Raw genomic sequence first — 26,130 nt, forward strand, 5'->3', positions numbered from 1 at the left:
GGACAGCCTCCTGGCAAGTAAGGCATTGGGTCTGAATAATGCCGTGTCGTGTTTAAGTAGCTAACCATATGAAATCACATATTTCTGACTCCTTGTTCAGGCACTCTGCTTCGTTACAACTCCGTTCACATAGCTACGGCTATGCTCCCTCCGTTGTGCCTCGCATAGCACCTGCCCAAGTAGCCAGAAATATGTGATTCCATATGGCCAGCTACTTATGGGAAAAATTTTTCCTTCATTAGTTCTTTTTTCAAAAAATAAGGCAAATCAAAAGAAGATATTGTTCGTTTATCAAACACATCATCCAGACGCCGCTTGCACAAACTTTCCAGACTGAGAGGGGTTTCCCGGGGGTTGTAGCCAAATTTCTGGGTGACTGTGTGGATAACATCCGGTGCCTGGCTTCTTTCTGGACAGGCACCGTAGTAGAGCAGTTCAAAAGCAATTTCCCAGAAGCCTCTTTGGTTGGCCCAGAACAGAGGAGTACCATCTCCAACTCCATGACTATGAACATCCGCCTTATGCTGCAACAACAACAGCACCACCCGGTAATTTCCTGCAAGAGCCGCCCTCGTCAAAGGCGTAGGATAACCAGAGGAATGACTATGAACATTTGCCTTATACTGCAACAATAACTGCACCACCTTGTCATGTCCTGCATAAGCCGCCCGGGTTAAAGGAGTACCATGGGCAGAGGAATGACTATTAGCATCCGCCTTATGCTGCAACAATAATTCCACCACCTGGTCATGTCCTGCATCCGCCGCCTGAGTCAAAGGAGTCCAATCACCAGAGGTATGACTATGGACATCCGCCTTATGTTGCAACAATAACTGCACTACCTTGTAATGTCCTGCCGCTGCCGCCCGCGTCAAAGGGGCACCATTACCCCTGGCACGACTATGAACGTCCGCCTGATGCAGCAACAATAACTGCACGACCTGGTCATGCCCTGCCGACGCCGCCATCGTTAAGGGCGTAACTTCCCCACAGGTATGGCTGTGAACATCGGCACCGGATTGCAGCAACAGTTTAACAAGTTCAATTCGTCCAAATTTAGCAGCTCCGGCCAGCGGGCTGTAGGGAAAGCAGCTACTTGAGGCATTGCAATCAGGATCAGCACCGGCTTGCAACAGAAGTTTCGCTAACTCAATATACCCCCGATCGATTGCCCCTCTCAGTGGTGCATGGATACTTAACCCACTGCCGTTTACATTATCCGCATTATATTTCAACAGCAATTTTACGGTTTCGATATCACCATTCTCAACAGCTATTCTAAGCAGACCATACTCGTTAGCCGCACCTTGCCACTGTGCACCATGTTCCAGCAACAGCTCCACCACCTCGACATGGCTATGATAGACAGCTTCGATCAGGGCACCCGACCTGTAATAGCCGCCGTAAAAGCAGTTAACGTTGGCTCCATGACTCACCAGTAGTCGGGCAATCTCAATATCTCCCTTGCTCGCTGCCCTGCGCAGTGGCGGCCACCATACAGAATCATTACTATCAGCGTCGGCTCCCATAGTCAGCAACAGTCGTACGCTCTCGATATGACCATTCTTGGTAGCCTGGCTCAGAGGCGTCACGCCTTTGCGGGCAAAGCTGTTAATATCCGCCCCATGGGCCAGCAACAGGCTTATCGCCTTGACCTGCCCCATTCTGGCAGCCTGGGTCAGGGGAGTCCGCCAGCCAGTGGTATTGCCGTTAATATCCGCCTGGTAATCAAGCAACAGCTGCATTAGCTCAATGTTACCCCGGGCCGCCGCCGTGGCCAGTGGCGTCATGCCTTTGGCATCCCAGTGGTCAGCATCTGCCCCGGACTTCAGCAGTAACCTCGCAATGTCCACTGACCCATGCATGACGGCCCGGGTTAATGGGGTAAACCCCTCTCTGCCGGGGAATCTGCGTGCTTTACGCTGCTTTTGCAAGCCTTCGTTGCGGCCATCAACCTCGGTGCCATTTTGTAGCAGCCATGCCACCATCTTGATATCCCCGCACTCAACTGCACAATTCAGCGGAACCCTGCTGGTAGCGCCGGTGCAGTGTACGACTGCACCACTGCTGTCGCCGGTTCCTGCAGCCAGGCCGTCCGTCTTGACGGCGGTTTGTACGTTCACAGAGCGATTGTGACCATAGGGGGGTTGTAACCCGGTGCTGCCGAAGGAGCCCGAATTGTCGGGGCCAGGACTACGGGGAATCTGGTTGACATATATGGGTGAAGCAGTGTCGTCTATATTATCCGAAGTTCCTGAGGTTCCAGCAGCACCGGCTTGTAGCAAGGCTGGGTAACCACCGGCATTAAGTGGTTGCATGGTAACTTGTCATCTGTCCTGATAGGTGTCAGGTTGCTTAGAACAATCACCATGGAAATAAGTTCCGGCTTGTTACCCGAAGTCGGGGTGGGGGTTAGCCCTGATGTGTCAGAAAACAGGATTTCATTTAGTCACCTACTTATTTATTATTGGACATCGACCTGCTGATGAAGGACAGACTCATTTGGATTCGGCAACGATTAGCTGAGAAATTTCTGAATCATTTTGCTTTTTAGCCAGATTGATAACTTCACTATCAATTTTGATGTCAGGGTGTAAAAGTAAGCACCTGATACAATCTGGTACGCCTGCAATTACTGCCAGCATCAAAGCCGTATAGCCATCGTTTTTTTGTGCATTGATCGACTTCTCACCCTGTTCAATCAACACCTGAACGCAGTTGACATCCCCGTTTCTTGCTGACGACATTAATGGTGTCCAGCCATGCTCTTCAGGCAGGTCTGATTTAATTCCCGGGTGTTTCAGAAGCACCTTCAGACAGTCCAATCGCCCATTACTTGCTGCGTAGAATATTGCCGTCCGACCTGCATTCGATTGCGCATTCGGGTCGATTTCCTTCTGTGTCAGAAGCTCTTCCAGACACTTCGTTTGCCCTTTTTCTGCAGCATGCATGAGTGCAGTTTTGCCATTATTATCCCTCTCGTCCACCTTAAGTACATTCATTGCCAGAATTGCTTTGAGGCAATCAATCTGGCCATTTTTTACGGCCACCATTGCCAGTGTTAACCCTTTTGTATTACGAACATGGATCAATGCTTTGGCAAAATTCAGCAGTTCAGTCAGTAATGTCAAATTACCACTGCTTGTTGCATTCAGGATCTGTTGAAATTTTTGCCATGGTTGACGCTCTGCTAAATTATTGGCCTCCGCAATCTGCAATGCGGTTTTAAAGTACAAACTTCTTGCATTGATGTCTATATTGGGTTGTTTGAGTAATAACGTGGCACAACGTTCATCCTTTCCTTCTGCCGCCAGCATCAAAGCCGTATGGAATCCCTTCTGTCGTGCATTGATCGACGAAGGATCATGCAGAAGCAACGCCTCCACACAGTCTCCATGACCGTTTTTTGCTGCCAGCATTAATGCCGTCCAGCCACGACTGTCAGTCAGGTTTGCGTCAATTCCCGGTATTTTCAGAAGCGCCAGCAAACAGTCCGTATTACCGTTTGTTGCTGCGTACATTAATGCGGTATAACCGGTCATGCTCCACTCATTCGGTTTGATGTTTTTATGTGTCAAAAGTAATCTCAGGCTGTCCGTATGCCCGTTTTTTGCAGCCAGCATGAGTGCAGTAACACCCCAATTGGCATAACCATTCACATCAATACTTTCGTGCGCCAGCAGTAGTTTCAGTGACTCCTCGTCCCCATTTTTTGCAGCCATGATGAGAGCCGACTCGTATTTATTGCTCCGCTTGTTAACGTCAATTCCTTCCTGTTCCAGAAGTAGTTCCAGGCACTCCGTTTGCCCATTTTCTACAGCAAGCATGAGTGCAGTTTCGCCGTCATTATCTGTCTCGTTCACGTCAATGATTTTTTTCTCCAGAATTGCTTTCAGGCAATAAATATTGCCATGTTTTGCGGCCAGCATTACCAGCGTTGTCCCAAATCCATTACGCAGATGAATCCATGCAGTGTTATCTTTTTTATTGGTTGTATTGCTGCCGCTATCGAATTTCTGGAATAAAAACGAGACGCAGCGTTCATTCCCTCCAATGACCGCCAGCATCAACGCTGTATAGCCTGCCTTGTTTTTTTCATCGATCGACGACGCACCATGGTCAAACAATTTCTCTACGCAGTCCCCATGGCCGTATCTCGCTGCCACCAATAATGGCGTCCAGTGCTTCTTGTTACGCAGGCCTACATTAATTTTTTGCTCTGTCAAAAGTGCTGTCAGGCACTCCAATCGCCCATTTGATGCAGCCAGAATAAGTGCGGTATCGCCATTCTTGTCCTGCAAGTTCACTTTAATTCCTTTCTTTGTCAGAAGTAGTCTCAGGTGCTCTGTTTTTCCATATTTTGCAGCTATCATTAACAGCGTTTGACCATTTGTATTTTTTGAGTTGAAGTCAATAACAGGGTGTTTACAGAGTATTTTAAATTTTTCTGAGTCAGACCGTACCGCTGAAAACAAGAATTTCTTGAATTCAGTTTTAATAAACCTGGTTGAACTCTTGTGTAAACCATGTTTTAGTAAAAAGTCAATGATGCCAGCCTGTTTCAGTTTAAATGCCCGGTGTAATAAGTCGGTGAAGAAAATATTGGCATGCTTTTTAAGAGATCCCACAGGCAGATGCGGTAAAAAGCCGGTTGACCCTGCTGCATCATCGTTCAGGGCATTAATGATTTTTTCTAACATAATCTCCTTTATTTGAGGGTCAGATTTAACCGTTTCGTTCCATTTTTCCGATGCAGTTTTATCAAGGAAAAACTCAAAAAAGTCACTTGGTTTGTTGGCGTTGTTCAAAGCATATTGAAAAAGATTGAAACGTGCTTCATTGGGTAATTTATCAAAATCAACTGTTTTTAAATGACTCAGAGTCAATGTTTGATGGTTATCCCAATCCAGGCTGCAGTTGGCATTCTGTATGAGAGGAGTCTCTGATTCAAAGACCCAAAAATAAAGATTATCCTTCGAGCCAATGTAGGAAGATGGTGCTTCATCTGTATCTGTAACTGTATCTTTACGTTTCTTCGAAAAAAACCGGGAAGAAACTTCGTCATTTTTCTTGCCGATCATAGTGAGTACGTTCGCACTAGGAGTATGATTCAAATAATTATCGATTAACCATACCTGAAATCGCTCCCGACTCTTTGAAAATTCATGGCTCCCATTATCGTAGGTTTTGATGATTGTACCCAGGCTAAGCCCGCTTTTATCACTGGTTTTGAACCTGAGATTTATTGGGGTTATAAAATCCTCTTTAATTCCATCAGTGATTTCATGCTTAAATTCTGAGCTGAGAACAGGACGGGTTAGCCAGTCTTCTTTATTTCGCTTTTTTAAAGAGGATAATAAGTCCTGGTAAAACACATCTGTCAGTTTATTGAGTATTTTGAACTCTGGCATCAGGGATGGCAGGATAAGTTCAAGTCGTCCAATCATATCTGTCAAATCATCGATCTTTACATTGTGACCATAATCTTTAAGGGGGGGCAAATCAAACTGATTACAGAATAAATTGTAAAGTACACTGTGCGTGTGTACTTCTTCCCCTATTAAAAATGCATTCTTATTACCGGCACGCTCTTTTATCAGAAATGATTTGATGCAATAATCCAGTAACCCGTGTCGAATCTGCAATAGCACCTTTTGTGGGTCGCGGGAGTTCTCGATGCTGGTAAATGCACTTTGAATGCGGGCACCATTGCCCCCAAGGCAATTGTCTATCCCTTCGAGAAACTCATAAAATAAAGTGCAAAAACTGTCTCTGTTGAAAGACAATTTATCAGCATCATCAGGATTTTTCGCTTCCAGCTCAAGAAATCGTTCAGTTCGATGAATGATATTATGGAGATAATAACGAGTATCCTTGAATGATATCAGGCTGTCAGGTTTTTTATCGTCATCATTCAGATCATTTGAAATCTTTGTGTGAAAGGTATCAATTTTCTCATCAAATTCATTGCTGATTATACGCTCTGTCAAAGACTTCAGTTTGATAATATCATCCATAAACTGAGTTTTCATTTTGAGGTATATGGTAGGTTCATTCGTTTTAACTTCTTTCAGCTCGCTGAAATCTCCATCAGGGAAGGCAATGTAATCATTTGTTTGCTTATTCAGTTTTTCAGTACTTTCTGAGATTATTAATGGTCTCTGAAATAAAATAGGGTGACGCGGTGATATCATTTGTTATTTCCTGTTGATTATTTAATGTAACATTTCAGTCCTGACAAAGCGTAATTGCATCTTATATCAAATTGACTTTAGAGTTAATAAAGAATAAAAAAACAGCACGAAGTTGATAAAAGGGTGTTGATAAAAAGGGTAATGGTGATCTTCCACTGCGCGGAGCTTAATTATAAGCGATTTTTTCAATGAGTTGTCATTTAATAGAATTATTTCCACGCTCCCAAAGCTGAATGTTATCATCGGAAAATGATCTTATGCCAGCTTTTCAGCTATCTAATTTTCAGCTACCTAAGTAGTTGGCCAGAAAATATGATTTCATTTGGTTAACTGCTTATAACGGATGTCTCACTGTATGTACTCAGATAAAGTCGTTATTGTTACAGGTGCCAGTCAGGGTATTGGCAACGCCATTGCCAGAGCTTACAGGGAGCAGGGGGCAACTGTGGTTGGCTTCGACCTGCACCAACCGGCAACGGGTGATATGGATTTCTACAGCGTTGACCTGGGAAAACCGGAGATGATTGAAGCAGCCTTTGACAACATTGTTCGCCAATATGGCACTGCACATATCCTGATTAATAATGGTGCCATAAGCCAGTTTAATAAGCCGGTGACTGAACTTACTGCTGCCGAGTTTTCCAGGGTGATTGATGTTAATCTGAGCGGCAGCTTTAACTGTGCCAGAGAGTTTATCAGGCACTATAGCGATAAGCAGTACGGTCGTATTATCAATATTGCGTCTACCCGCTGGCACCAGAATGAACCGGGCTGGGAGGCCTATGGCGCATCTAAAGGCGGCCTGGTGTCACTGACCAATACGCTGGCCGTATCACTGGCACAAACGCCAATTACCGTGAATGCCATCAGCCCAGGCTGGATTCAAACTGAAGATTATGATCAGCTGACCGGGCAGGATCACCGCCAGCATCCATCGGGGAGAGTGGGTAAGCCACGGGATATTGTTAATACCTGTCTGTTTCTGACCCATGAAGAGAATGATTTTATCAACGGTGCCAATATCGTGGTTGATGGTGGTATGACAAAGAAAATGATCTATCTGTAATGGCTCCTGGACTCCGGCAAAAGCAGGGGTTCAGTTTGTGCCAAAAGAGCCTGCCAGACAGGCTCCCCTAAACATCAAGACTGACTGTTGATGATTCTGGCAATATCGGCAGCAGGGCGATAGCCCGGAATAACCTGACCGTTTTCCAGCACCATGGCCGGAGTGCCGTTAATGCCCATCTGGACACCCAGGTTGTAGTGGTTATCAATGACAGTACTGCACGCTGCCTTATCACCTTGAATTTCTGCACTGATGGACTTGCCGGTTTTCAGGTCGGTTAATGCCTGTTTACGGTCTGCTGAACACCAGGCATTGGTCATCTTGCCATGCACTGGCGATTGCTGGCCACCCCGGGGGAAGGCAAGATAGCGCAGTTCAATACCCAGCGCATTCAGCTGGTCGACTTCCCGGTGCAGTTTGCGGCAGTAGCCACAGTCGACATCCGTGAAGGCATACACAACACCTTTGGTTTCACCTGTCGGTGCAAAAATCACCATATCTTCTTTGTTCAGGGATTTCAGCAGTCTGGCGTTTTGCTGGCTTTTCACCTCTTCCGTCAGGTTAACCAGCTGGTTACCGCGAACTTCCAACAGATCGCCTTTAATAAAATACTGCCCGTTTTCGCTGCTATAGATCACAAAGCCACCTTTGAGTATCACTTTGTAGATGCCGGGCATCGGGCTTTTGGTGATCGACTCAATGGGAACGGCGGCATCAAGTTTTTTCAGCTGACGTTCAATCAGGGTCTCGGGGCCCTGAACGGCACTGTCCTTGCCGGAAGCCTCTGCATGGACGGCCACAGACCAGCCAGCGCTTGTGGTCATCATGGCCGTTAACAGAAGCGCAGAGAATTTAGACATACTGATTCCTTTATAGATTCACAAGATAAGCCCGGACATCTCAGGGGCTATCGGCAAGCCGTTCCAGCATTGGAGAGAAGCGCTGGTTAAAACAAGATAGTCTAGCGTTATTTCTTCCTGTTGTATCGCCTGGACACGGTTATCGGGTGGAGAGTTCTAAAAAATAGTGAACAAACGGTCAGATTACCCCCTGGGATGATGCTCTCGGTGCAGTTCTGACAGCCTGTGGTTGGCAATATGGGTATAGATCTGGGTGGTGGACAGATCGCTATGGCCAAGCAGCAGCTGGACCACTCGAAGATCTGCACCATGGTTTAGAAGGTGGGTGGCAAAAGCATGTCGAAGGACATGGGGAGAAACGTCGGTGGTGATACCAGCAATCGTATTGTAACGCTTGATCCGATGCCAGAAGGTCTGCCGGGTCATTGGACGTCCCTGACGACCCGGAAACAGGGTTCGGCTGTCATAATGGTTCAGCAGATCACCTCTTGCCTGTCGTATATATTGCTGCAGCCATTCAATGGCATTCTGGCCCATGGGGACCAGCCGTTCCTTCCGGCCTTTACCGATAATGCGGAGCACTCCCTGTCTGAGATTAATATTGTCCATCTTCAGGTTGACCAGTTCTGAGATTCTCAGGCCGCAGGCATAGAGGATCTCAAGCATGGCACGATCACGAAGACCAATGGCGGTATCGGTATCCGGGCTGCTGAGCAGTGACTCTACCTCTTCTTCTGACAATGTTTTGGGCAATGCCTTGCCCTGGCGGGGCATGTCAATATTGGCCGTAATGTCAGTGGTGATCTGTTCAGATTGCAGCAGGTAACGGTAGAAGGCTCTCAGGCTGGAGATTTGCCGGGCAGTTGATCGTGGGTGATAACCCTGCTCATAACGCCAGCCCAGAAACCGGCGAAGGTCCTCCTCGCTGGCTGAGAGTAATAGCTTGCCGACGTTTTGTGTGTGCTTTTGCAGCCACTCAGAGAAGAGCAGCAGGTCCCGTTGGTAAGCTTCACGGGTATTTTTGCTGAGCCCTCGTTCAAGCCAGAGGTGTTGTAAAAATGCCTGTATTTCCATAGAAGCGGGGGTTGGCATGGCAATCAATAGATCCAATATTGCACGATAGTGTAGATAATATCAGTTCTCTTTGCACAGCACCTTAACCAGGAGGCTGCCCGAGCGCAGCTAAGGAGTTGTCTGGAAATAACTTCCCTATTTTCATTGCCTGACTCCGTTCGGACTGAGTGCTGAGCTTGACGAAGTATCGAAGTTCGGTGGCACGACCCTCCGATACTTCGTCAAGCTCAGCACTCAGGGTGAACGGAAATCGGGAACTTATTCAAAGACATAATACCAATACCGTTCGTGCTGAAGCCTGTCGGAGGACCCATAGGGCCTAAGGGCGTACACTCCGGACTCTGATAGATCGTGCCAAGCACCCTTCGACTTCGCTCAGGGTGAACGGAGATTGTACACATAAACTTATTGAAACCATGTACTATCTCCTGCATCGATGCAGTCGTGCGATGTTTTAACGCTTGTCTTATTTTTCCTGTTTTATATTATGATTTTTCTTCCATACTTTTTTGATCCTTCTTCCTTTATATTTATATTCAGCGATGCCTCAAAATCTTCTAACTGCTGGTGATAGACAGACTCAACTGGATTCAGGCTTATGATTAACCATTAGCTGATAACTTTCCGAATCAATTTTATCTTTAGCCAGATCCAGAACTTTACTATCAATTTTGATGTCGGGGTGTGAAAGTAAACACCTGATACAACCTGATTCGCCTGCAAATACTGCCAGCATCAAAGCCGTGTAGCCGTCATTCTTTTGTGCATTGATTGACGACTCACCCTGTTCAATCAACAGCTTAACGCAGTCGACATAACCGTTTCTTGCTGCCGACATTAATGGTATCCAGCCATCCTTGTCAGTCAGGTTTGCTTTAATTCCCGGGTGTTTCAGAAGCGCCTTCAGACAGTTCGTTCGCCCATATCTTGCTGCGTGTGTTAATGCGGTCCAACCGGCATTGCACTGCGCATTCGGATCAATTTTTTCCTGTTTCAGAAGCTCTTCAAGACACTTCGTTTGCCCATTTTCTGCAGCATGCATGAGAGCAGTTTTGCCGATATTATCCCTCTCGTTTACGTTAATGACGTTCGTCGCCAGAATTGCTTTGAGGCAATCAATCTGGCCATTTTTTGCGGCCATCATTGCCAGTGTTAACCCTTGTTTATTACGAACATGGATCAATACTCCGGCAACATTCAGCAGTTCAGTCAGAGATGTCAAATTACCACTGATTACTGCATCCAGGATCTGTTGAAATTGTTGCCATGGTTGACACTGTGCTACATTACAGGACTGCGCATACTGCCATGCGGTTTTACCGTAATTATCTGTTATGTTGATGTCTATATTCGGTTGTTTGAGTAATAACGAGGCACAACGTTCATCCCCTCCATTTGCTGCCAGAATCAAAGCCGTAGCGCCATCTTTTTTTTGTGCATTGAGCGACGAAGGGTCATGTGCAAGCAACGCCTCAACACAGTCCCCATGACCGTTTCTTGCTGCCGACATTAATGGCGTCCAGCCATCAATGTCAGGCAGGTTTGCGTCAATTCCCTGTTTTTCCAAAAGTGCCAACAAACAGTCCGTTTTCCCGTTTCTTGCTGCGTACATTAATGCGGTCCAACCTGTACTGCCCCGCGCGTTCACTTTGATGTCTTTATGTTTCAAAAGTTCTATCAGGCTATCCGTATGCCCGAGTTGTGCAGCCAGCATGAGTGCAGTAGCTCTATGTTTGCCCCGAAAATTCACATCAATTTTTTGGTGTGCCAGAAGCAGTTCCAGGCACTTCGTTCGCCCATGATCTGCAGCCAGAATGAGAGCAGTCTTGAGTTTGTTTTCCTGCTTGTTAACGTCAATTCCTTCCTGTGCCAGAAGTAGTTCCAGGCACTCCGTTTGCCCAAATGCCGCAGCCAGCATGAGTGCAGTTTGGCCGTTATTTTCTACCTCGTCCACGTCAATGATTTTTTTCTCCAGAATTGCTTTCAGGCAATAAATATTGCCATATTTTGCGGCCAGCATTGCCAGCGTTAACCCAAAAATATTACGCAGATGAATCCATGCAGTGTTATCGTTTTTATTGGTTGTATTGATGCCACTATCGGATTTTTGAAATAATAACGAGACACAACGTTCATCCCCTGCAATTACCGCCATCATCAACGCCGTATAGCCTTCCTTGTTTTGTTCGTTGATCGACGACGCATCATGGTCAAGCAATGCCTTTACACAGTCCCCATGACCGCCTCTTGCTGCCGCCATTAGTGGCGTCCAGCTATTCTTGATACGCAGGTCTACATTAATTTTTTGCTGTTTCAGAAGCACCTTCAGACAATCAGTTCGCCCGTATCTTGCAGCGAGCTTTAATGCGGTCCAACCGTCATTGGTCTCCATATTCAGTTTGATACCGTCATGTGTCAGAAGTGCCATCAGACACTGGATTTGCCCATTTTCTGCAGCCAGAGAGAGTGCGGTATTGCCACTCTTGTCTTGCAAATTCACTTTAATACCTTTCTTTGTCAGAAATAGTTTCAGGTGCTCTGTTTTGCCATATTTTGCTGCTATCATTAACAGCGTTTGACCTTGTTCATTTTTTGAGGTGAAGTCAATAACAGGGTGTTTGCAGAGCATTTCAAATTTTTCTGAGTCAAACTGTAATGTTGAAAACACGACTTTCTGGAATTCAGCTTTAATAAACTTGGTTGAACACTTGTGCAAACCATGTTTTAGTAAAAAGTCAACGATACCAGCCTGTTTCAGTTTAAATGCCCGGTGTAATAAGTCGGTGAAGAAATTACTGGTATGCCCTTTAAGAGATCCCGCAGGCAGATGCGGTAAAAATCCGGTTGACCCTGCTGCATCATCGTTCAGGGTATTAATAATTTTTTCTAACATGATCTCCTTTATTTGAGGGTCAGATTTAACCATTTCGTCCCATTTTTCAGATGCGGTTTTATCAAGGAAAAACTCCAAAAAGTCACCTGGTTTATTGGTGTTGTTCAAAGCATATTGAAAAAGATTGAAACGTACTTCATTAGGGAAGTTATTAAAATCAACTGTTTTTAAGTAACTCAGAGTCAGTGTTTGATGGTTATCCCAGTCCAAGCTGCAGTTGCCACCCTGCATAAGAGGAGTCTCTGTTTTAAAGACCCAGAAATAAAGATTATCCTTCGAGCCAATGTAGGAAGGTGGTGCTTTATCTTTATCTTTATCTTTCTTCGAAAAAAACCGGGAAGAAGCTTCGTCATTTTTCTTGCCAACCATAGTGAGTACGTTCGCGGTAGGAGTGTGATTCAAATAATTATCGATTAACCATACCTGAAATCGCTCCCGACTCTCTGAAAATTCATAGCTCCCATCATCGCAGGGTTTGATGATTGTCCATAGATCAAGCCTGTTTTTATTATTGGTTTTGAACCGAAGATTGATTGGGGTTATGAAATCCTCTTTAATCCCATCGGTGACTTCATTCTTAAATTCTGAGAAAGAAACAGGACGGGTTAGCCAGTGTTCTTTATTTCGCTTTTTTAAAGAGGATACTAAGTCCTGGTAAAATACATCTGTCAGTTTATTAAGTATTTCGAACTCCGGCATCAGGGATGGCAGGATAATTTCAAGTCGATCAATCATTCCTGGATTATTATTGAGATTTACATGGTGACCGAAATCTTTAAGGGGTTCCAAACCAAACTGTTCACAGATTAAATTGTAAAGTTCACTGTGCGTGTGTACTTCATTCCCTAATCCAAATTCATCCTTATCACTGGCACGCTCTTTTATCAGAAATAATTTAACGCCATAATCCAGTAACCCGTGACGAATCTGCAACAGCACCTTTTGTGGGTCGCGGGAGTTCTCGATGCTGGTAAATCCACTTTGAAGGCGGGTACCATTGCCCCCAAGACAATTGTCTATCCCTGAAAGAATCTCATGAAACAAAGTGCAAAAACTGTCTCTATTTAAAGACCATTTATCAGCATCATCAGGATTTTTCGCTTCCAGCTCAAGAAACCGCTCAGTTCGATGAATGATTTTATGGAGATAATAACGAGTATCCTTGAATGTTATCAGGCTGTGAGGTTTTTTATCATCATATTTCAGATCATCTGAAATCTTTGTGTAAAAGGTATCAATTTGATTATTATATTCATTGCTGATTAAACGCTGTGTCAAAGTCTTCAGCTTGCCAATGTCAGTCAGAAACTGGGTTTTCATTTTGATGTAGCTGACAGGTTGATCCCTTTTAATTTCTGCCAGTGTTCTAACATCTCCATTAGGGAAAGCAACGTAATCATTTATTTCCTCATCCAGGTTTTGAGTGCTTTCGGACAATAATGGCCTCTGGAATAAAACAGGGTGATATTTTGGTATCATTTATTCTTTACTCTTGATTATTTAATGTAACTATTCAGTCCCAATAAAGAGTGATTGTATCTTATCAAAAAGTTATATGGTTAGCTACTTGCTGGTTATGATGCAAAATCATAACATGTTGGCGTAATCCAGGCGCGCTGATAATGCACCATATCCGAGATTTACGGGTTTTTGAGAATGTACAAATTAAACCCATTTTATATCGATTGATTCAGGGTATTGGTTATGGAAACGTACATTGGAAAAATTAGCAGGCACCATAAAAGGGGGCTGAATGCTATTATCGAAAAATGATTTTATGCCAGCTTTTCACTGTTGTGCCAGGAGAGCCTGCCAGGCGGGCTCCCCCATACATCAAGACTGGCTGTCGATGATTCTGGGAATATCGGCAGCAGGGGTTGGCATGGCAATCAATAGATCCAATATTGTACGATAGTGTAGATAGTATCAGTTCTCTTTGCACAGCACCTTAACCAAGAGGCTGCCCGAGCGCTGCTAAGCGTTGATACCAATACCGTTCGTGCTGAAGCCTGTCGAAGGACCCTTAGGGCCTAAAGACGGAAACTCCGGACTCTGATAGATCGTGCAAAGCACCCTTCGACTTCGCTCAGGGTGAACGGAGATTGTACACGTCAAACTTTTTGAAACCATGTACTATCTCCTGCATCCATGCAGCCGTGCGGCGTTTTAACTCTAGTCTTATTTTTTCTGTTTTATCTTATGCTTTTTTTCTTCCATAGTTTTTCGATCCATCTTCTTTTCTTCCTTTATGTTTATATTCAGCGAAGCCTCAAAATCTTTTAACTCATTTATACCTTTCCCGTAAAATTCTGAAGGTGTACCACCATTGCTGTGTAAATCCTCCCCATTTGATTTTTTGTATTGGTTATAATTTATTCTTGGAGGTATGTATTCCCCCCCAGCGCACATTGCTCCCTGGCTCTTTGGCCAGAACTCATCTTCTATTTTCCCCCGACTTTCCTTCAAGGTGCATCCATGTTTGATTAATTCAATCAGTGTTTCTTTATTGTTTTTGTGCGCTGCAAAATGGACAGGCCTGGCACGTAGATTAGTCTCTATGAATTTTGATGCGCCAAGATCATTTATCAGGTACGAGATAAGTGTATGTTTGCCCAGGTAACATATCAAATGAAGCGCGCAGGTACCATTAACAGATAATGTTTTATTTATGTTGGACATATTTTTCAATAACAATTTACTGATATCATCGTTGGCATGTGTGAAAGAGAAATAAAGCAAAGAATCTGTTGCGTATTTACCACACCTGTCCGAGACGGCTCCAGTATTCAATAATTTTTCAGTAGTGTTAAGATTATTGTTTTTAATACTGGAATAAAGTGCAGTTTGTGCGTATCTAATTGGGCCCAGCTTCAGATTCGCTAATAATGCATCTATAACCTGATCGTTCAAATTTAACTTACATGCAGTAGTAATAGGGGTATTACGTTTGGAATCCGACACATTGACATCAATGCCAGGTTGTTGGCAGAGAAAAAGTATGGCGTCCTGGTTGTTCATGCGAACAGCCAGGCTAAGAGCGGTATCACCATTTCTCATGCGAGCGTTAATATGAATACCGTCCAGCTTACAAAGATATTCTAACACTGCCCACTGATTATTTAAGGCAGCCAGAGGCAAGGGATGAAGTAATACTTCTGGATCATTTGGATCTCTCAGAGAGTCAATCATTAACTTGGGGTGAGTTTGCTTCAGGCGCATGATAGTGTCTAAATCACCTGCCACGCACGCATCATAGTACGTTATATTGAAATCGTCACGGCTAAGTGGTGCCTGCATTATAGTTGGCAGTGCTGATGCCCCGCAGACGTCGTCCGGATCGATATTTTCGGGATTCCTGTTTGTTTCATCACCACTTGTATGTGTGTTGGCAAAGCCAGAATGATCCGAGCCCGGTATAGGCTGTTCAGGTGCTGGTAGCGCACTTGGTGTAGTGTCTGTGGAAGCAACAGCTTCGGTTGTTTTTTCAGGCTTTTCTGTAGGCAGTAATTGTAATTTTTGTACTAATTTCTGGAATATTGTTGTTGGTTTTGTATCTTTTTCATTGTTTTTAATTCCATGTTTCTCCTCATAGTTCATCATCTGTACTTTATCACCTTCATAAATTTCCAAAGGTGTGCCACCCTCATTAAATAATTTTTCTCCGTTTGATTTATTTGCCTTGGTAAAGTCTATTTTTTGTGTATGACGACCATTAATTATTTTCTTTTTCCAGAAGTCTTTTTCTATTTTTCCTTTTCCTACAAACAGGGTGCATCCATGATCGATTAATCTGCGCAATGTTGTTGCGTTATTGTCATGCGCTGCATAATGAACTGCCATGGAATTATATTTATTGGTCAAGGATTTCGAGGCTTTGCGCCTGTCTATCAGGTAAGTAATGATGTCATCTTTACCTGTTAAAGCAGCAAGATGCAGCACACGAGCCCCGGCTTCGGATATTTTTTTATTTATGTCTGTCAAACAACTCAATAACAAAATACTAATCTGATCGGAGGCATTTGTGAAAGAAATGTAAAATATGCTGTCTTTTCCATCACTATGCATGGTGTCAACAGGTGCCGCCCCGTTATATATTAATATTTCAGTAGTTTTCAGATTGTTGTTTTTAACGCTATGGGAAAGTGCAGTTTCACCGTTTTTGTTCGGGCCCAGGTACGGCTTTTTTTCCAATAATGTTTGTAAAATACGATGGTCTGAGTTTTTTTCACAGGCTAAAATAATAGGTGTGCAACCGAGGCTGTTTTCCACATTTACATCAATGTTTTGTTGTTGACAGAGAAAGTGTACGGCTGCCCCCTGGTGATTTCTGATGGCAAAGTGGAGAGCGGTATTTTTATCAGGCCCACAAGCATTTATATCAATATATGGATTTTGGCAAAGAAATCTTAACACTCTCCGCTGATTACGTTCGGCAGCCAGATGCAGGGGATGAACTGATATTGTTGGGTTGTCCGGATGCGTCAGAAAATTATTCATTGACTGGGGATCAGCAGCCTGGAACAGCTGTACAATTCTCTCTACATCATCACTCAGACAGGCATGAAAGTATATATTATTGAATTCATCCGGATTTAATGGCTTGGCAGTTAAGGGTGGCAATGCACATGCCCCTTCAAGGGTGGCCGGGAAGGGATTTTCGTTAATCTCGTTTTCTTCTGGCCGGGGCATGCCAATCATTGTCTCATACAAGGGGAACAGCTCAGCATACGTTGGCAGATTGTAATATGAATCGTCAGACCTGTGGGGGTAGTCTGGTGGTGGATCTGACGGTAGTTGATATTCATCAGCAGTATCATGCCCGGTTTCTTGACCGCAGGGCGGGACAGTCATCGTGCTATCAACAGGATGCGGCAACATGGTTCTTTGCCCGATGCTCATCGCCTGAGGATGGGACGATGGTGAATCTGACAGATCGGTAAAGAGTGAGGTAGAAGATAAACTCTCGTGAATGTGGCGGTTATCGAAGTCACCTGAATTCCCGGGAGCACCATTATTATTAGTGGTTGTGTCTGGAATTTGATTCTGTGGGTTAGTTGAAGTAGCAAAGGAAACTGTATCTGTAACAGTAACCGGATTGCCAACGGAGTAGTACATGGTACATGCCTTATGTCTAATTGGGTATTTCCAAAGCCAGTTTCGGTTTCGTTGTTGGCCTTTGAATTTCCTGATAGCGCATCACTATAGTACTACTGTTGGGATAAGCCATAAGAGAATCTGAAATGCCGTGCAAAAACTGAACGTTAACGAACTTTGTTAATTAATGCCTTTGTTCAGACCGTAAAGCTAATCAATAGTTCAAATGCTGCCTTCTTTGACTGCATTAGTCACTTTATTATGGTTTTCAAATTTGCCAGATCAATTATGGTACAAGATTTCAATGTGATTGATGAGTTCCTTTTATCTTCTATCAATGGCTCCCAAGCTCCGTTCGTCCTGAGCAGAGCCGAAGGGTGCTCAGGGTGAACGGAGATTGTACATATCAAACTCATGATGCACTATGCACACCATTGCTACTTGCATAGCACCTGAGCAATGAGTTTTAGATCACTCAAATATATAAGTTCTAATAGGTACTCATATTTTTCTCAAAATTCTGATAAATGGGTTTATCTTTTTCCCCCCCTCTGGGCTATGCAATTCTGTCTCTAGTTTTACTCCTTTTTCCTTCAGTTTTTCTCCTTCTAAATTCAGTTTATTCAGTTCTTTTTTTAATTTTTTCAGTTGTTTTTTTTCTTTGCTTGCTTCTTTTTCTTCCTGTTTTATTTGTTTTTGTTCATTTCTTTTCTGTTTCTGTTTTTCTTCTATGTATTGCTTATGCTGTTTTTGTCTTTCCTCCATTCTTGCTTTGTCCTTATTTTTTTCTTTATTTATGTCTATATTTAGTGATTTTTCAAAGTTTTCTAACTGAGTTATATCAAACATTCCATAAATCTCTGAAGGTGTACCACCATGGTAGTATAAATGACACGCATTTGGTTTATTGTAACTTTTAAAATCTACAGTTGGAGGCACGTGTCCAGCCAAAAAAGAATAAAATCCATTGTTTTTCTTTCGCCAGAAATCGTCTTCTATTTTTCCAGGACGTTCGTTCAAGGAACATCCTAGTTCGATTAATACATACAGTGCTTGTGAATGATCATGATGTGCCGCATAATGAACAGGCATGGCATGATCTTTATTTTCTAAAAATCTGGATGCTTCACAATCCTTTATCAAGTGCCTAATAAGTGTTTTTTTGCCTAAAAGAGAGGCTAAATGAAGCACGCGAGTATCTTTTTTAGTTACTGCTTGATCTATGTCGGGTAAATAACTCAATAATAATTTACTCATCTCTTCGTTGTCATCCTGGAAAGCGATATAGAACACTGAGTCTTTCCCATCTTCTTCAACCTTGCCAACGTCAGCTCCAGCCTCTAATAACATTTTAGTAACGGTAATGTTACGGTTTCTAACACTGAATCCAAGTGCAGTTTTTTGGTAATTATTCGGCTTCAGACTCGGTTTATGCGCTAATAATGCTTCTATAACCTGATCACTCAAATTTAACTCACAGGCAGAAATAATAGGGGTATTTCTGGTGGCGTAATCTGATAAATTGACGTTAATGAGTGGTTGCTGACAGAGAAAAAGTATAGTCTCCTCCATTTTCTCGCAGACTGCCAGATTAAGAACTGTCTCGCCATTACTCATGCGAGTATTGATATTAATTCCATCCAATGCACAAAGAAATTTTAACGCCACCCACTGCTTATTTGAGGCAGCCAGATGTAAGGGATGAATAAATGCATTTCGATCCTTTGTATCTACCAGAGAGTCTATCATTAAATCGGGACGAACTTGTTTCAGGTATTTTAAAGTGTCTATATCACCTGCCTGGATTGCATTAAGGTACATGTTTTGGAATTCTTTGTCGTCTAATTGCTGCTCCATCATGGCTGGCATTGCTGATGCCCCGGGCACGTCGTCCATGTTGGTAAACCCTGGTGGAAGCCTGCCGTCATTTACATCATTACAGGTCCACTCTTTCTGCATTGCTGAATTTCCGCTTTGGTGCGTGTAAGCAAGGGCAGAGAGATCTGAGTCTGGAGCAGGCTGTTCAGGTGTCAATGGTGTACTTAATGTAACGCCTGTGGCAGCATCAATGTCAGTTGTTTCTTTATTTTTTTCTTCAAGCGTTTTAATTTTTCTTTTCAGATCTTCTGATTTCCCTTGTTGGTCTATTTTTTTCATCTTCAGTTCTTTTTTTTGTTTAATATTTTGCTTTATAATTGACGCTTTTCTTCTATCTGATTCTTTTGCTGCTTTAATTGATTCTTTTGTATGGCCACATTTTTCTTGGTGATCTATCATCTGAACGATATCACCTCTAAAAAATTCTGAAGGTGTGCCACCCTCTCTAAATAAATTATATCCATTATCACCATATTTCTTGAAGTTTATTTGATATCCAGGCAGATAGCTTTTTTTTACCATCTCCCAAAAGTCTCTTTCTATTTTTCCTTTATCTTCATACATGGTGCATCCAAGCTCAATCAATGTGCGAAATGTTGTTGCATTATTTCCAAACGCTGCATAATGGACTGGCATTGATTTACCTTTATTAGTTACAAATCTTGAAGCATTAAGAGTTTTAATCAGATGAATAGCAATTTTAGTTTTTCCTGTTAAAGCAGCCAGATGCAATACACGGGCATTATAGGTGGATATTGGTTGATTTACGTCATCCAGAGAATCCAGTAGCAATATACTGATTTCGTCAGCGGCTTCAGTGAAGGAAATATAAAATATGCTGTTTTTTCCATCGTCATGTTTCTGGTCAACCTGTGCACCAGATTCTAGTAATTTTTTAGTGGTTTCCAGATTGTTGTTTTTAACGCTGAAGGAAAGTGCAGTTTCGATTTGTTTTTCCTCGTCCAGAACCGGTTGAGTATTCAATAAGGCATCTATTATCTGAGCGTCTGCGTTTTTTGAACAGGCTAACATAATAGGGGTGAAGCCGCTTTTATTCTTCCGATTTACATTAATATCATGGCGTTGACAGAGAAATTCTACGACTGCCACGTTATTGTGATCGATAGCTAAGTGGAGAGCAGTATTCTTTTCAGGTGACGGGGCGTTTATATCAATACACGGAAGCTGGCAAAGAAATTCTAACGATGCCATCTGATTTTTTGCGGCAGCTATATGCAGGGGATGATATAAATATTTCCGTGATTCCGGATATTGCAAAGGGTCGATCATGCGCTGGGGATAATCTCGTCTCAGGTGCTCCATAGCATTTAAGTTACCAGTCGCTAAGGCTTCATAGTAGGCGTCATTGAATTCTTCCGGACTTATTGGCTTCTCAGTAACTGGTGGCCATGCACATGCCCCTTCAGGGTAGTCCGGGATGGGATTTTTGTTCATCCCGTTTGCCTCTGATGGGGCAAAATTGTTCGCTGCCTCAAATAATGCATCATGAGGATATAGAGTCTCATAATCGGGTGGTGGAGCTGAAGGAATTAGTGACAATGTTGTTGTGTCTGGGTCTGTATCTGTGCCTGTGTCATAACGGACCCACCTGTCATTACTCGGCATTGCACCAGTATCTTCATGGTTTGTGCCAAAGAGGGCAGTAATATCTGAATTTGATACAGGTGGTTCATTAGTATCATCTATAACAGCAGATTCTCCGGGTAGCCCAGAAGTATTATTTATGGCAACGTCTTCAGGAGTGATTGTGCGTAATTCAAATGATTCTTCGGCAGCAGCTTCTTCGGGCAATTCAGTAGAGTCCTGGCCAACAGCTTCAGGAGTTTCTTCGTGCACTTCAGTAGAACCCTGGTCAACAGCTCCAGGCGTTTCTTCGTGCAATTCAGTAGAATCCTGGTCAACAGCTCCAGGAGTTTCTTCGTGCACTTCAGCAAAATCCTGGTCAGCAGCTTCAGGAGTTTCTTTGTGCAATTCAGTAGAATCCTGGTCAGCAGCTTCAGGAGTTTCTTCGTGCAATTCAGTAGAATCCTGGTCAGCAGCTTCAGGAGTTTCTTCGTGCAATTCAGTAGAACCCTGGTCAACAGCTTCAGGAGTTTCTTCGTGTAATTCAGTAGAATCCTGGTCAACAGTTTCAGGCGTTTCTTCGTGCAATTCAGTAGAACCCTGGTCAACGGCTCCAGGAGTTTCTTCGGGTAATCGAGCAGTATCAATGGCAGCATTCACTTCATCTATGGCTACAACAAGTTCAGCTGGACCACTTGCAGCCGCATCATGCCCGTTTTCTTCACTGGAGGGTGTGTCAGTGATAGTGATATCAACATGGAGCGGCCACATGGTTCTTTGCCCGAGACTCTGTCCAGAGAGCGATGGTGAGTCTGACGGAGGATTGCAAATGGATTTGGTGGCCGAAGACTTCCGGTACACCTCGCGATGATCCAGGTCACCGCGAAGCTCGGGGGTGTCCCCATTGGCTGCGCTGGGAGTTGGATTCTGTGGATTAGTTGCAAGAGCTGAAGAAATTGTATCTGCAACAGTCGTAATCAGTACGCCAAGATAGAACATTTATCAGGTCCTTTTTTTAATTAAGTATTTTCAAAGCCTGTTGAGGTTTCCCTGTTGACCTTTGAACTTCCTGATAATGCATTACTATAGTTCTACTTTTGGTATAAGCCGTAAGAGAACCTGAAATGCCGGGCAGTAACTGAAACTTTAACGAACTTTGATAATTTCACTTTTATTCAGATCGTAAAATTGATCAATAGTTCCAATACTATCGTTCTTTTTTTCAGCAGGACCGGGGATTTGGTACCTGTACTTTTGTTCTAGTACATGGTTTTAATGATTTTGACGTGTACGATCTCCGTTCACCCTGAGCGGAGTCGAAGGGTGCTTGGCACGATCTATCAGAGTCCTGAGTTTCCGCCCTTCGACAGGCTCAGGACGAACGGAGTGCGGAGGCAAGACAACCCGTCAAACTCATTGAAACCATGTACCAGTTGTTTCCCGGGCAAAGCTGGTCATTGCGATTGGTCCGGCTGAGTTGATTGATTCAGTGGTGCAATAAGCTTTTTGCAGTGGGCTTAATGATGTTTTTGTAAATCATGATTTTTTTCGGCTGCGTAAAGGTGTCTTCAGTGGTCTTGTACTGGTTTGCGTGGTGTCTCTGTATGGAGCCAGTACCTCAATGAACTCTCTGGTAAGATGCTTCATTTGGGTCTTGTGATGGTCGTTAAAATTCAATTCATCCGGGATCAGGTATTTTTCGTATTTGTGAGATGAGCGGATAAGGCAAAACGAATTTTTCAGGTATCGTTTTGTGTATCGATGGATGATTGCTTCTGTTTCTGATGCCTGATCTCTTTTATTCATGAGTTCAAGTGAATTTTTTAAGCCAATGCCTATGATTCGTTTACAAAGCGATGTATGAACCAGGTCAATTGAGTTTGGATCCATTAATACCGGCGGAGGGAAACCAAATTTCATAAAAATATATTGCACTAACATGTAATTTGTTCTGCAGGTGCCATCCATCGGTGTATGTAGCTGCTCAAGTCTGGGCCAGTATGTGGCAACTGTTCCAATCAGTTTTGCCAGCAGTTCAGGCTTCTTGATTTTCTTGTGCTGTAGTGATTCCAGTTGTGTATTCAGCGGCGTGATTATTTCTTTCTCAAGAAGGGCGATGAGTTGGTATTTGAACAAAATTTTATCAATCCCGTTTGTTTCTGATATTGGACCATTAGGTCCTAATGCCCTGAAAGAAATGGTGATACCTTTAAGGTCGGTATAATTTGCAATCAGTCTGGTATCAGAAATTATGCTCCCTTTCGGAGAAGTGGCAATGGTTGCACCATGGGTGCCACGGCAAAGCTCATAGCTTTCTTCCAGTCGTTGCTTGTACAGCAGTGCCTGGATAAAGCCTTTTTGGGTATGTTCACTGGAGGGGTAACCCACGTGCCTTTTTCGCACGGTTCCGGGAATATGGCTGTCAAGCATGTTTTGCACGCCTTCGGTCAGTAAGGCGTTGATCTGCATATAGCGTTGTCGGGAAATCAGGGGAGCCTCTGCAGGGTCATGCTGAATCCACTCTAACACCTGGCTAATACAGCGGCACCAGGCTGCTGTGCATCCTGGCTCGTTATCTTCATATTCCTGTGGGGAACGACTGGAAATAATGTCATCCGGATCAGCAAAGAGCAGGAAAAGGTGTTCTTCGGGAAAGCGCAGAAGAAAGTCAGGCCCTTCAGGCAGTGTTGCCATATCCTGAGTTGCCGTTGACGTGAGTGGTGAGTGGGTTGTGGCGGTATTAGTCGAGACGTGCCTGTGACTGATTCTGGTGGAGTTCGAATCGCCAATGCCGCTGGTAACTGTTGTTCTGGTGGAGGGTAGGTCTGACTCCCTGAAGTGGGTGGCACTGCTGCTATCTGCAGTGTTATTGTCACTGAGTGGTGCTGTTCTTACGGCAAAGCTGGAATGGCAGGGTTGGATAATATCCGGCATAAATATGACTGTCTTTATAACTGCTTCTTGGCCTATTAAGACAGCGAAAGACAGGATTTGTTCAGATAAAAAAAAGCGGCTTTCGCCGCTTTTCCCGGATCAGGTGTTTCACCAATCCGCTCTTCTGAGAAACTCGTGTAAAAATCAGTTGCCGGAAAATTAAACTGAATCTTAGTTGAGCTTTTCCTTGATACGAGCAGCTTTACCGCTCAGCTCACGGAGGTAGTACAGCTTAGCCTGACGAACGTCACCACGACGCTTCACAGTCACAGAAGCGATCAGCGGAGAGTAAGTCTGGAAGGTACGCTCAACGCCAACACCGCTGGAGATTTTACGAACGGTGAAAGCAGAGTTCAGGCCACGGTTACGCTTACCGATGACAACACCTTCGAACGCCTGCAGACGCTCACGGTTGCCTTCTTTTACCTTAACCTGTACGACTACAGTGTCACCCTGGCTAAAAGCAGGGATCTCTTTGTTCATTTGTTCAGCTTCAAGCTGCGCAATGATTTTGTTTTTGCTCATTGATAATTGCTCCTGGTTAGTCAATTCTGTCCCGCTCAAGCTGTGTTTCACTCAGATGGCCCATCCGAAACAAGCCGATAGCACAATCTGGTTGGCTTGAGAGTCAAACTCTCAGGCACAGTCGTCGCTCCTGGCTGAGTGTTCAGCAATAAACTCCGACAACAACCTTTCTTCCTCGCTGGTCAGTGACCTGGTTTGCTGAAGGTTCTCCAACAGGTCAGGCCGTCTCAGCCAGGTTCTGCCCAGAGACTGTTTCAGTCGCCAGCGCTCAATCAGTGCATGGTTGCCTGATAACAGTACTTGCGGCACTTCCTGTCCTTCAAAAAGCTCAGGACGGGTATAGTGCGGGCAGTCAAGAAGACCATCAGCAAATGAATCTTCCTGAGCGGAATCCTTATGACCCAGGGTGCCCGGTACAAAGCGTGATACTGCATCAATCAGAGTCATGGCAGCGAGTTCGCCACCACTTAACACGTAATCACCAATAGACCATTCTTCATCGATTTCGGTCTGGATTACCCGCTCGTCAATACCTTCATATCGCCCCGCGACCAGGATCAGTTTCTTGCTCTGGGCAAGCTCCTCTACTCCTTTCTGGTCGAGCATGCGACCCTGGGGAGAGAGGTAAATCACTTTGGCCTCGGTTCCTGCAGCTTTGCGGGCTGCATGGATGGCGTCACGCAGAGGTTGAATTTTCATCAACATGCCGGGACCACCGCCATAAGGTCGGTCATCCACAGTTCGGTGCCGGTCATGGGTAAAGTCCCTGGGATTCCAGATCTGTACCTCAATCAGCCGTTCCTTAACCGCGCGGCCGGTAATACCGTGCCCGGTTATGGCCCGGAACATCTCCGGGAAGAGGCTGACGACACCGAACCACATTCCGATGTCCATGGCGCTCTTGTCTGTGTCCTGATGAGTTTCTGCCAGTGTTTCTCCGGCTGGCTCATCAAGGGGTGAGTGTTGAGTCGTCATGGCCAGTTAAAACTCCGGGTCCCAATCTACCCGGATAAATCCTTTCTCAGGATTGACGTCTAGCACCACTGATCCGGTAAGCCAGGGTACCAGACGCTCTCGACGGTCAATGCTGCCTTTTGTGGGGCGAATGACCAGTACGTCGTTGGCACCTGTCTCCATCAGGTGGCTGACTTTGCCCAGCAGAACATTGTCTCCCTCAGCGTTGCGGGAGAAAACATCCAGCGATTCCAGTTGATGCCAGTAAATTTCGTCATCTTCCGGTTCGGGCAGATCATCGGCGCTGATGGTAATCTGGTAACCGCAGTAACTGCGGGCCAGCTCACGATCGTCACAACCGACGATATGGGCAATCAGACCTTTCCCGTGTGGCCGGGCCTGATCGATTTCAACGGTTTTAACATCACCGCTCTTTTGGCCAGCAGGGTCAAGAATCCAGCGTGGGTAGTTGAGGATGTTTTCCATCGGGCTGGTGTTGGAGTGAATCTTCAGCCAGCCTTTGACCCCGAATACGGAGGAAATATGGCCTAACGCAATGCGCTTCACAGCGCCCTCTACTGCCGTTGTCACTGGGTTGTTAACCTCACGCAGCCTTTTTGGCTTCTTTCAGAAGCTGGGCAACGCGGTCAGATGCAGTAGCACCCTGGCCCAGCCAGAATTCTACACGCTCGTTATCAACACGCAGGCGCTCTTCCTGGCCACGAGCACCAGGGTTGAAGAAACCTACGCGCTCAATGAAACGACCGCCGTTAGCGTTACGGCTGTCAGCCACGGTCAGGTGGTAAAATGGACGCTTTTTAGAGCCGCCACGTGCAAGACGAATGGTTACCATGGAATAGGGTTTCCTATAGTTGTTTCCGGCAACTGGTTTTCTGGGTTTACTGGCCAGACGCACAGGACGTATGACTGTAACCCAGAAGAGTTGAGACAGATTTGAGCGAGGAAAGTTCCTTTTTCATCATCCATCAGCCAATCCATGATCGGATTCAAGCCAATCATAAAGGGCGCATATTGTAGGGAAAACCAGAGGAGGAGGCAATATGCTGTGATAAG

The 26,130-nt window shown here is 44.5% G+C and carries 14 protein-coding genes; 1 reads left to right on the forward strand and 13 read right to left on the reverse strand.

The window, feature by feature from the left end; all coding sequences use genetic code 11:
- Positions 1 to 215: 215 nt before the first annotated feature.
- Both ACO6V1_RS14150 and ACO6V1_RS14155 read right to left on the reverse strand, forming a co-directional pair.
- Positions 216 to 2,318: an ankyrin repeat domain-containing protein gene (locus ACO6V1_RS14150; protein WP_422467277.1), complete on the reverse strand. Its 2,103-nt coding sequence runs from the start codon at positions 2,316 to 2,318 to the stop codon at positions 216 to 218.
- Positions 2,319 to 2,498: 180 nt separating this feature from the next.
- Positions 2,499 to 6,194, reverse strand: coding sequence for an ankyrin repeat domain-containing protein (locus ACO6V1_RS14155; RefSeq protein ID WP_422461326.1), 3,696 nt, complete (start codon positions 6,192 to 6,194; stop codon positions 2,499 to 2,501).
- Between the two features lie 355 nt (positions 6,195 to 6,549).
- Here ACO6V1_RS14155 and ACO6V1_RS14160 point away from each other — a divergent pair, with 355 nt between their 5' ends.
- Positions 6,550 to 7,260 (forward strand): SDR family NAD(P)-dependent oxidoreductase, encoded by a 711-nt coding sequence (locus tag ACO6V1_RS14160; protein WP_422467280.1) that lies wholly within the window; start codon positions 6,550 to 6,552, stop codon positions 7,258 to 7,260.
- A gap of 74 nt (positions 7,261 to 7,334) precedes the next feature.
- Here ACO6V1_RS14160 and ACO6V1_RS14165 read toward each other — a convergent pair whose 3' ends face one another.
- The 11 genes from ACO6V1_RS14165 to ACO6V1_RS14215 all read right to left on the reverse strand — a co-directional run.
- Complete coding sequence (locus ACO6V1_RS14165) at positions 7,335 to 8,120, reverse strand: thioredoxin fold domain-containing protein (protein ID WP_422448722.1); 786 nt, start codon at positions 8,118 to 8,120, stop codon at positions 7,335 to 7,337.
- 183 nt (positions 8,121 to 8,303) lie between these two features.
- Positions 8,304 to 9,212: a site-specific tyrosine recombinase XerD gene (gene xerD / locus ACO6V1_RS14170; RefSeq protein ID WP_422467282.1), complete on the reverse strand. Its 909-nt coding sequence runs from the start codon at positions 9,210 to 9,212 to the stop codon at positions 8,304 to 8,306.
- A gap of 562 nt (positions 9,213 to 9,774) precedes the next feature.
- Positions 9,775 to 13,524, reverse strand: coding sequence for an ankyrin repeat domain-containing protein (locus ACO6V1_RS14175; RefSeq protein ID WP_422467284.1), 3,750 nt, complete (start codon positions 13,522 to 13,524; stop codon positions 9,775 to 9,777).
- Positions 13,525 to 14,265: 741 nt separating this feature from the next.
- Positions 14,266 to 17,202: an ankyrin repeat domain-containing protein gene (locus ACO6V1_RS14180; protein WP_422467286.1), complete on the reverse strand. Its 2,937-nt coding sequence runs from the start codon at positions 17,200 to 17,202 to the stop codon at positions 14,266 to 14,268.
- A 480-nt stretch (positions 17,203 to 17,682) separates the two neighbouring features.
- Complete coding sequence (locus ACO6V1_RS14185) at positions 17,683 to 21,642, reverse strand: ankyrin repeat domain-containing protein (protein ID WP_422467288.1); 3,960 nt, start codon at positions 21,640 to 21,642, stop codon at positions 17,683 to 17,685.
- Between the two features lie 537 nt (positions 21,643 to 22,179).
- Positions 22,180 to 23,112 carry a hypothetical protein gene (locus ACO6V1_RS14190; RefSeq protein WP_422467290.1) on the reverse strand — a complete coding sequence of 311 codons (933 nt, stop codon included), beginning with the start codon at positions 23,110 to 23,112 and terminating at the stop codon, positions 22,180 to 22,182.
- Positions 23,113 to 23,748: 636 nt separating this feature from the next.
- Entirely contained in the window at positions 23,749 to 24,102 is a 354-nt protein-coding gene (gene rplS, locus ACO6V1_RS14195; protein WP_101745198.1) for a 50S ribosomal protein L19, read from the reverse strand.
- A gap of 111 nt (positions 24,103 to 24,213) precedes the next feature.
- Positions 24,214 to 24,984: a tRNA (guanosine(37)-N1)-methyltransferase TrmD gene (gene trmD / locus ACO6V1_RS14200; protein ID WP_422449562.1), complete on the reverse strand. Its 771-nt coding sequence runs from the start codon at positions 24,982 to 24,984 to the stop codon at positions 24,214 to 24,216.
- A 99-nt stretch (positions 24,985 to 25,083) separates the two neighbouring features.
- Complete coding sequence (gene rimM / locus ACO6V1_RS14205; protein ID WP_422448709.1) at positions 25,084 to 25,647, reverse strand: ribosome maturation factor RimM; 564 nt, start codon at positions 25,645 to 25,647, stop codon at positions 25,084 to 25,086.
- 13 nt (positions 25,648 to 25,660) lie between these two features.
- Entirely contained in the window at positions 25,661 to 25,909 is a 249-nt protein-coding gene (gene rpsP, locus ACO6V1_RS14210; protein WP_269673688.1) for a 30S ribosomal protein S16, read from the reverse strand.
- The coding region (locus ACO6V1_RS14215) for a hypothetical protein (RefSeq protein WP_422467292.1) at positions 25,903 to 26,130 on the reverse strand (228 nt) is incomplete at its 5' end. The genes ACO6V1_RS14215 and rpsP, both read right to left, overlap by 7 nt.

Source organism: Endozoicomonas sp. ALC013 (assembly GCF_049310205.1).
In the GTDB taxonomy this organism is placed as follows: domain Bacteria; phylum Pseudomonadota; class Gammaproteobacteria; order Pseudomonadales; family Endozoicomonadaceae; genus Endozoicomonas.

Coding starts and splice junctions, on each gene's coding strand:
- ACO6V1_RS14150 (WP_422467277.1), bottom strand. CDS start 2,318: ATGCAACCACTTAATGCCGGTGGTTACCCAGCCTTGCTACAAGCCGGT.
- ACO6V1_RS14155 (WP_422461326.1), bottom strand. CDS start 6,194: ATGATATCACCGCGTCACCCTATTTTATTTCAGAGACCATTAATAATC.
- ACO6V1_RS14160 (WP_422467280.1), top strand. CDS start 6,550: ATGTACTCAGATAAAGTCGTTATTGTTACAGGTGCCAGTCAGGGTATT.
- ACO6V1_RS14165 (WP_422448722.1), bottom strand. CDS start 8,120: ATGTCTAAATTCTCTGCGCTTCTGTTAACGGCCATGATGACCACAAGC.
- xerD (WP_422467282.1), bottom strand. CDS start 9,212: ATGCCAACCCCCGCTTCTATGGAAATACAGGCATTTTTACAACACCTC.
- ACO6V1_RS14180 (WP_422467286.1), bottom strand. CDS start 17,202: ATGTACTACTCCGTTGGCAATCCGGTTACTGTTACAGATACAGTTTCC.
- ACO6V1_RS14185 (WP_422467288.1), bottom strand. CDS start 21,642: ATGTTCTATCTTGGCGTACTGATTACGACTGTTGCAGATACAATTTCT.
- ACO6V1_RS14190 (WP_422467290.1), bottom strand. CDS start 23,112: ATGCAGATCAACGCCTTACTGACCGAAGGCGTGCAAAACATGCTTGAC.
- rplS (WP_101745198.1), bottom strand. CDS start 24,102: ATGAGCAAAAACAAAATCATTGCGCAGCTTGAAGCTGAACAAATGAAC.
- trmD (WP_422449562.1), bottom strand. CDS start 24,984: ATGTGGTTCGGTGTCGTCAGCCTCTTCCCGGAGATGTTCCGGGCCATA.
- rpsP (WP_269673688.1), bottom strand. CDS start 25,909: ATGGTAACCATTCGTCTTGCACGTGGCGGCTCTAAAAAGCGTCCATTT.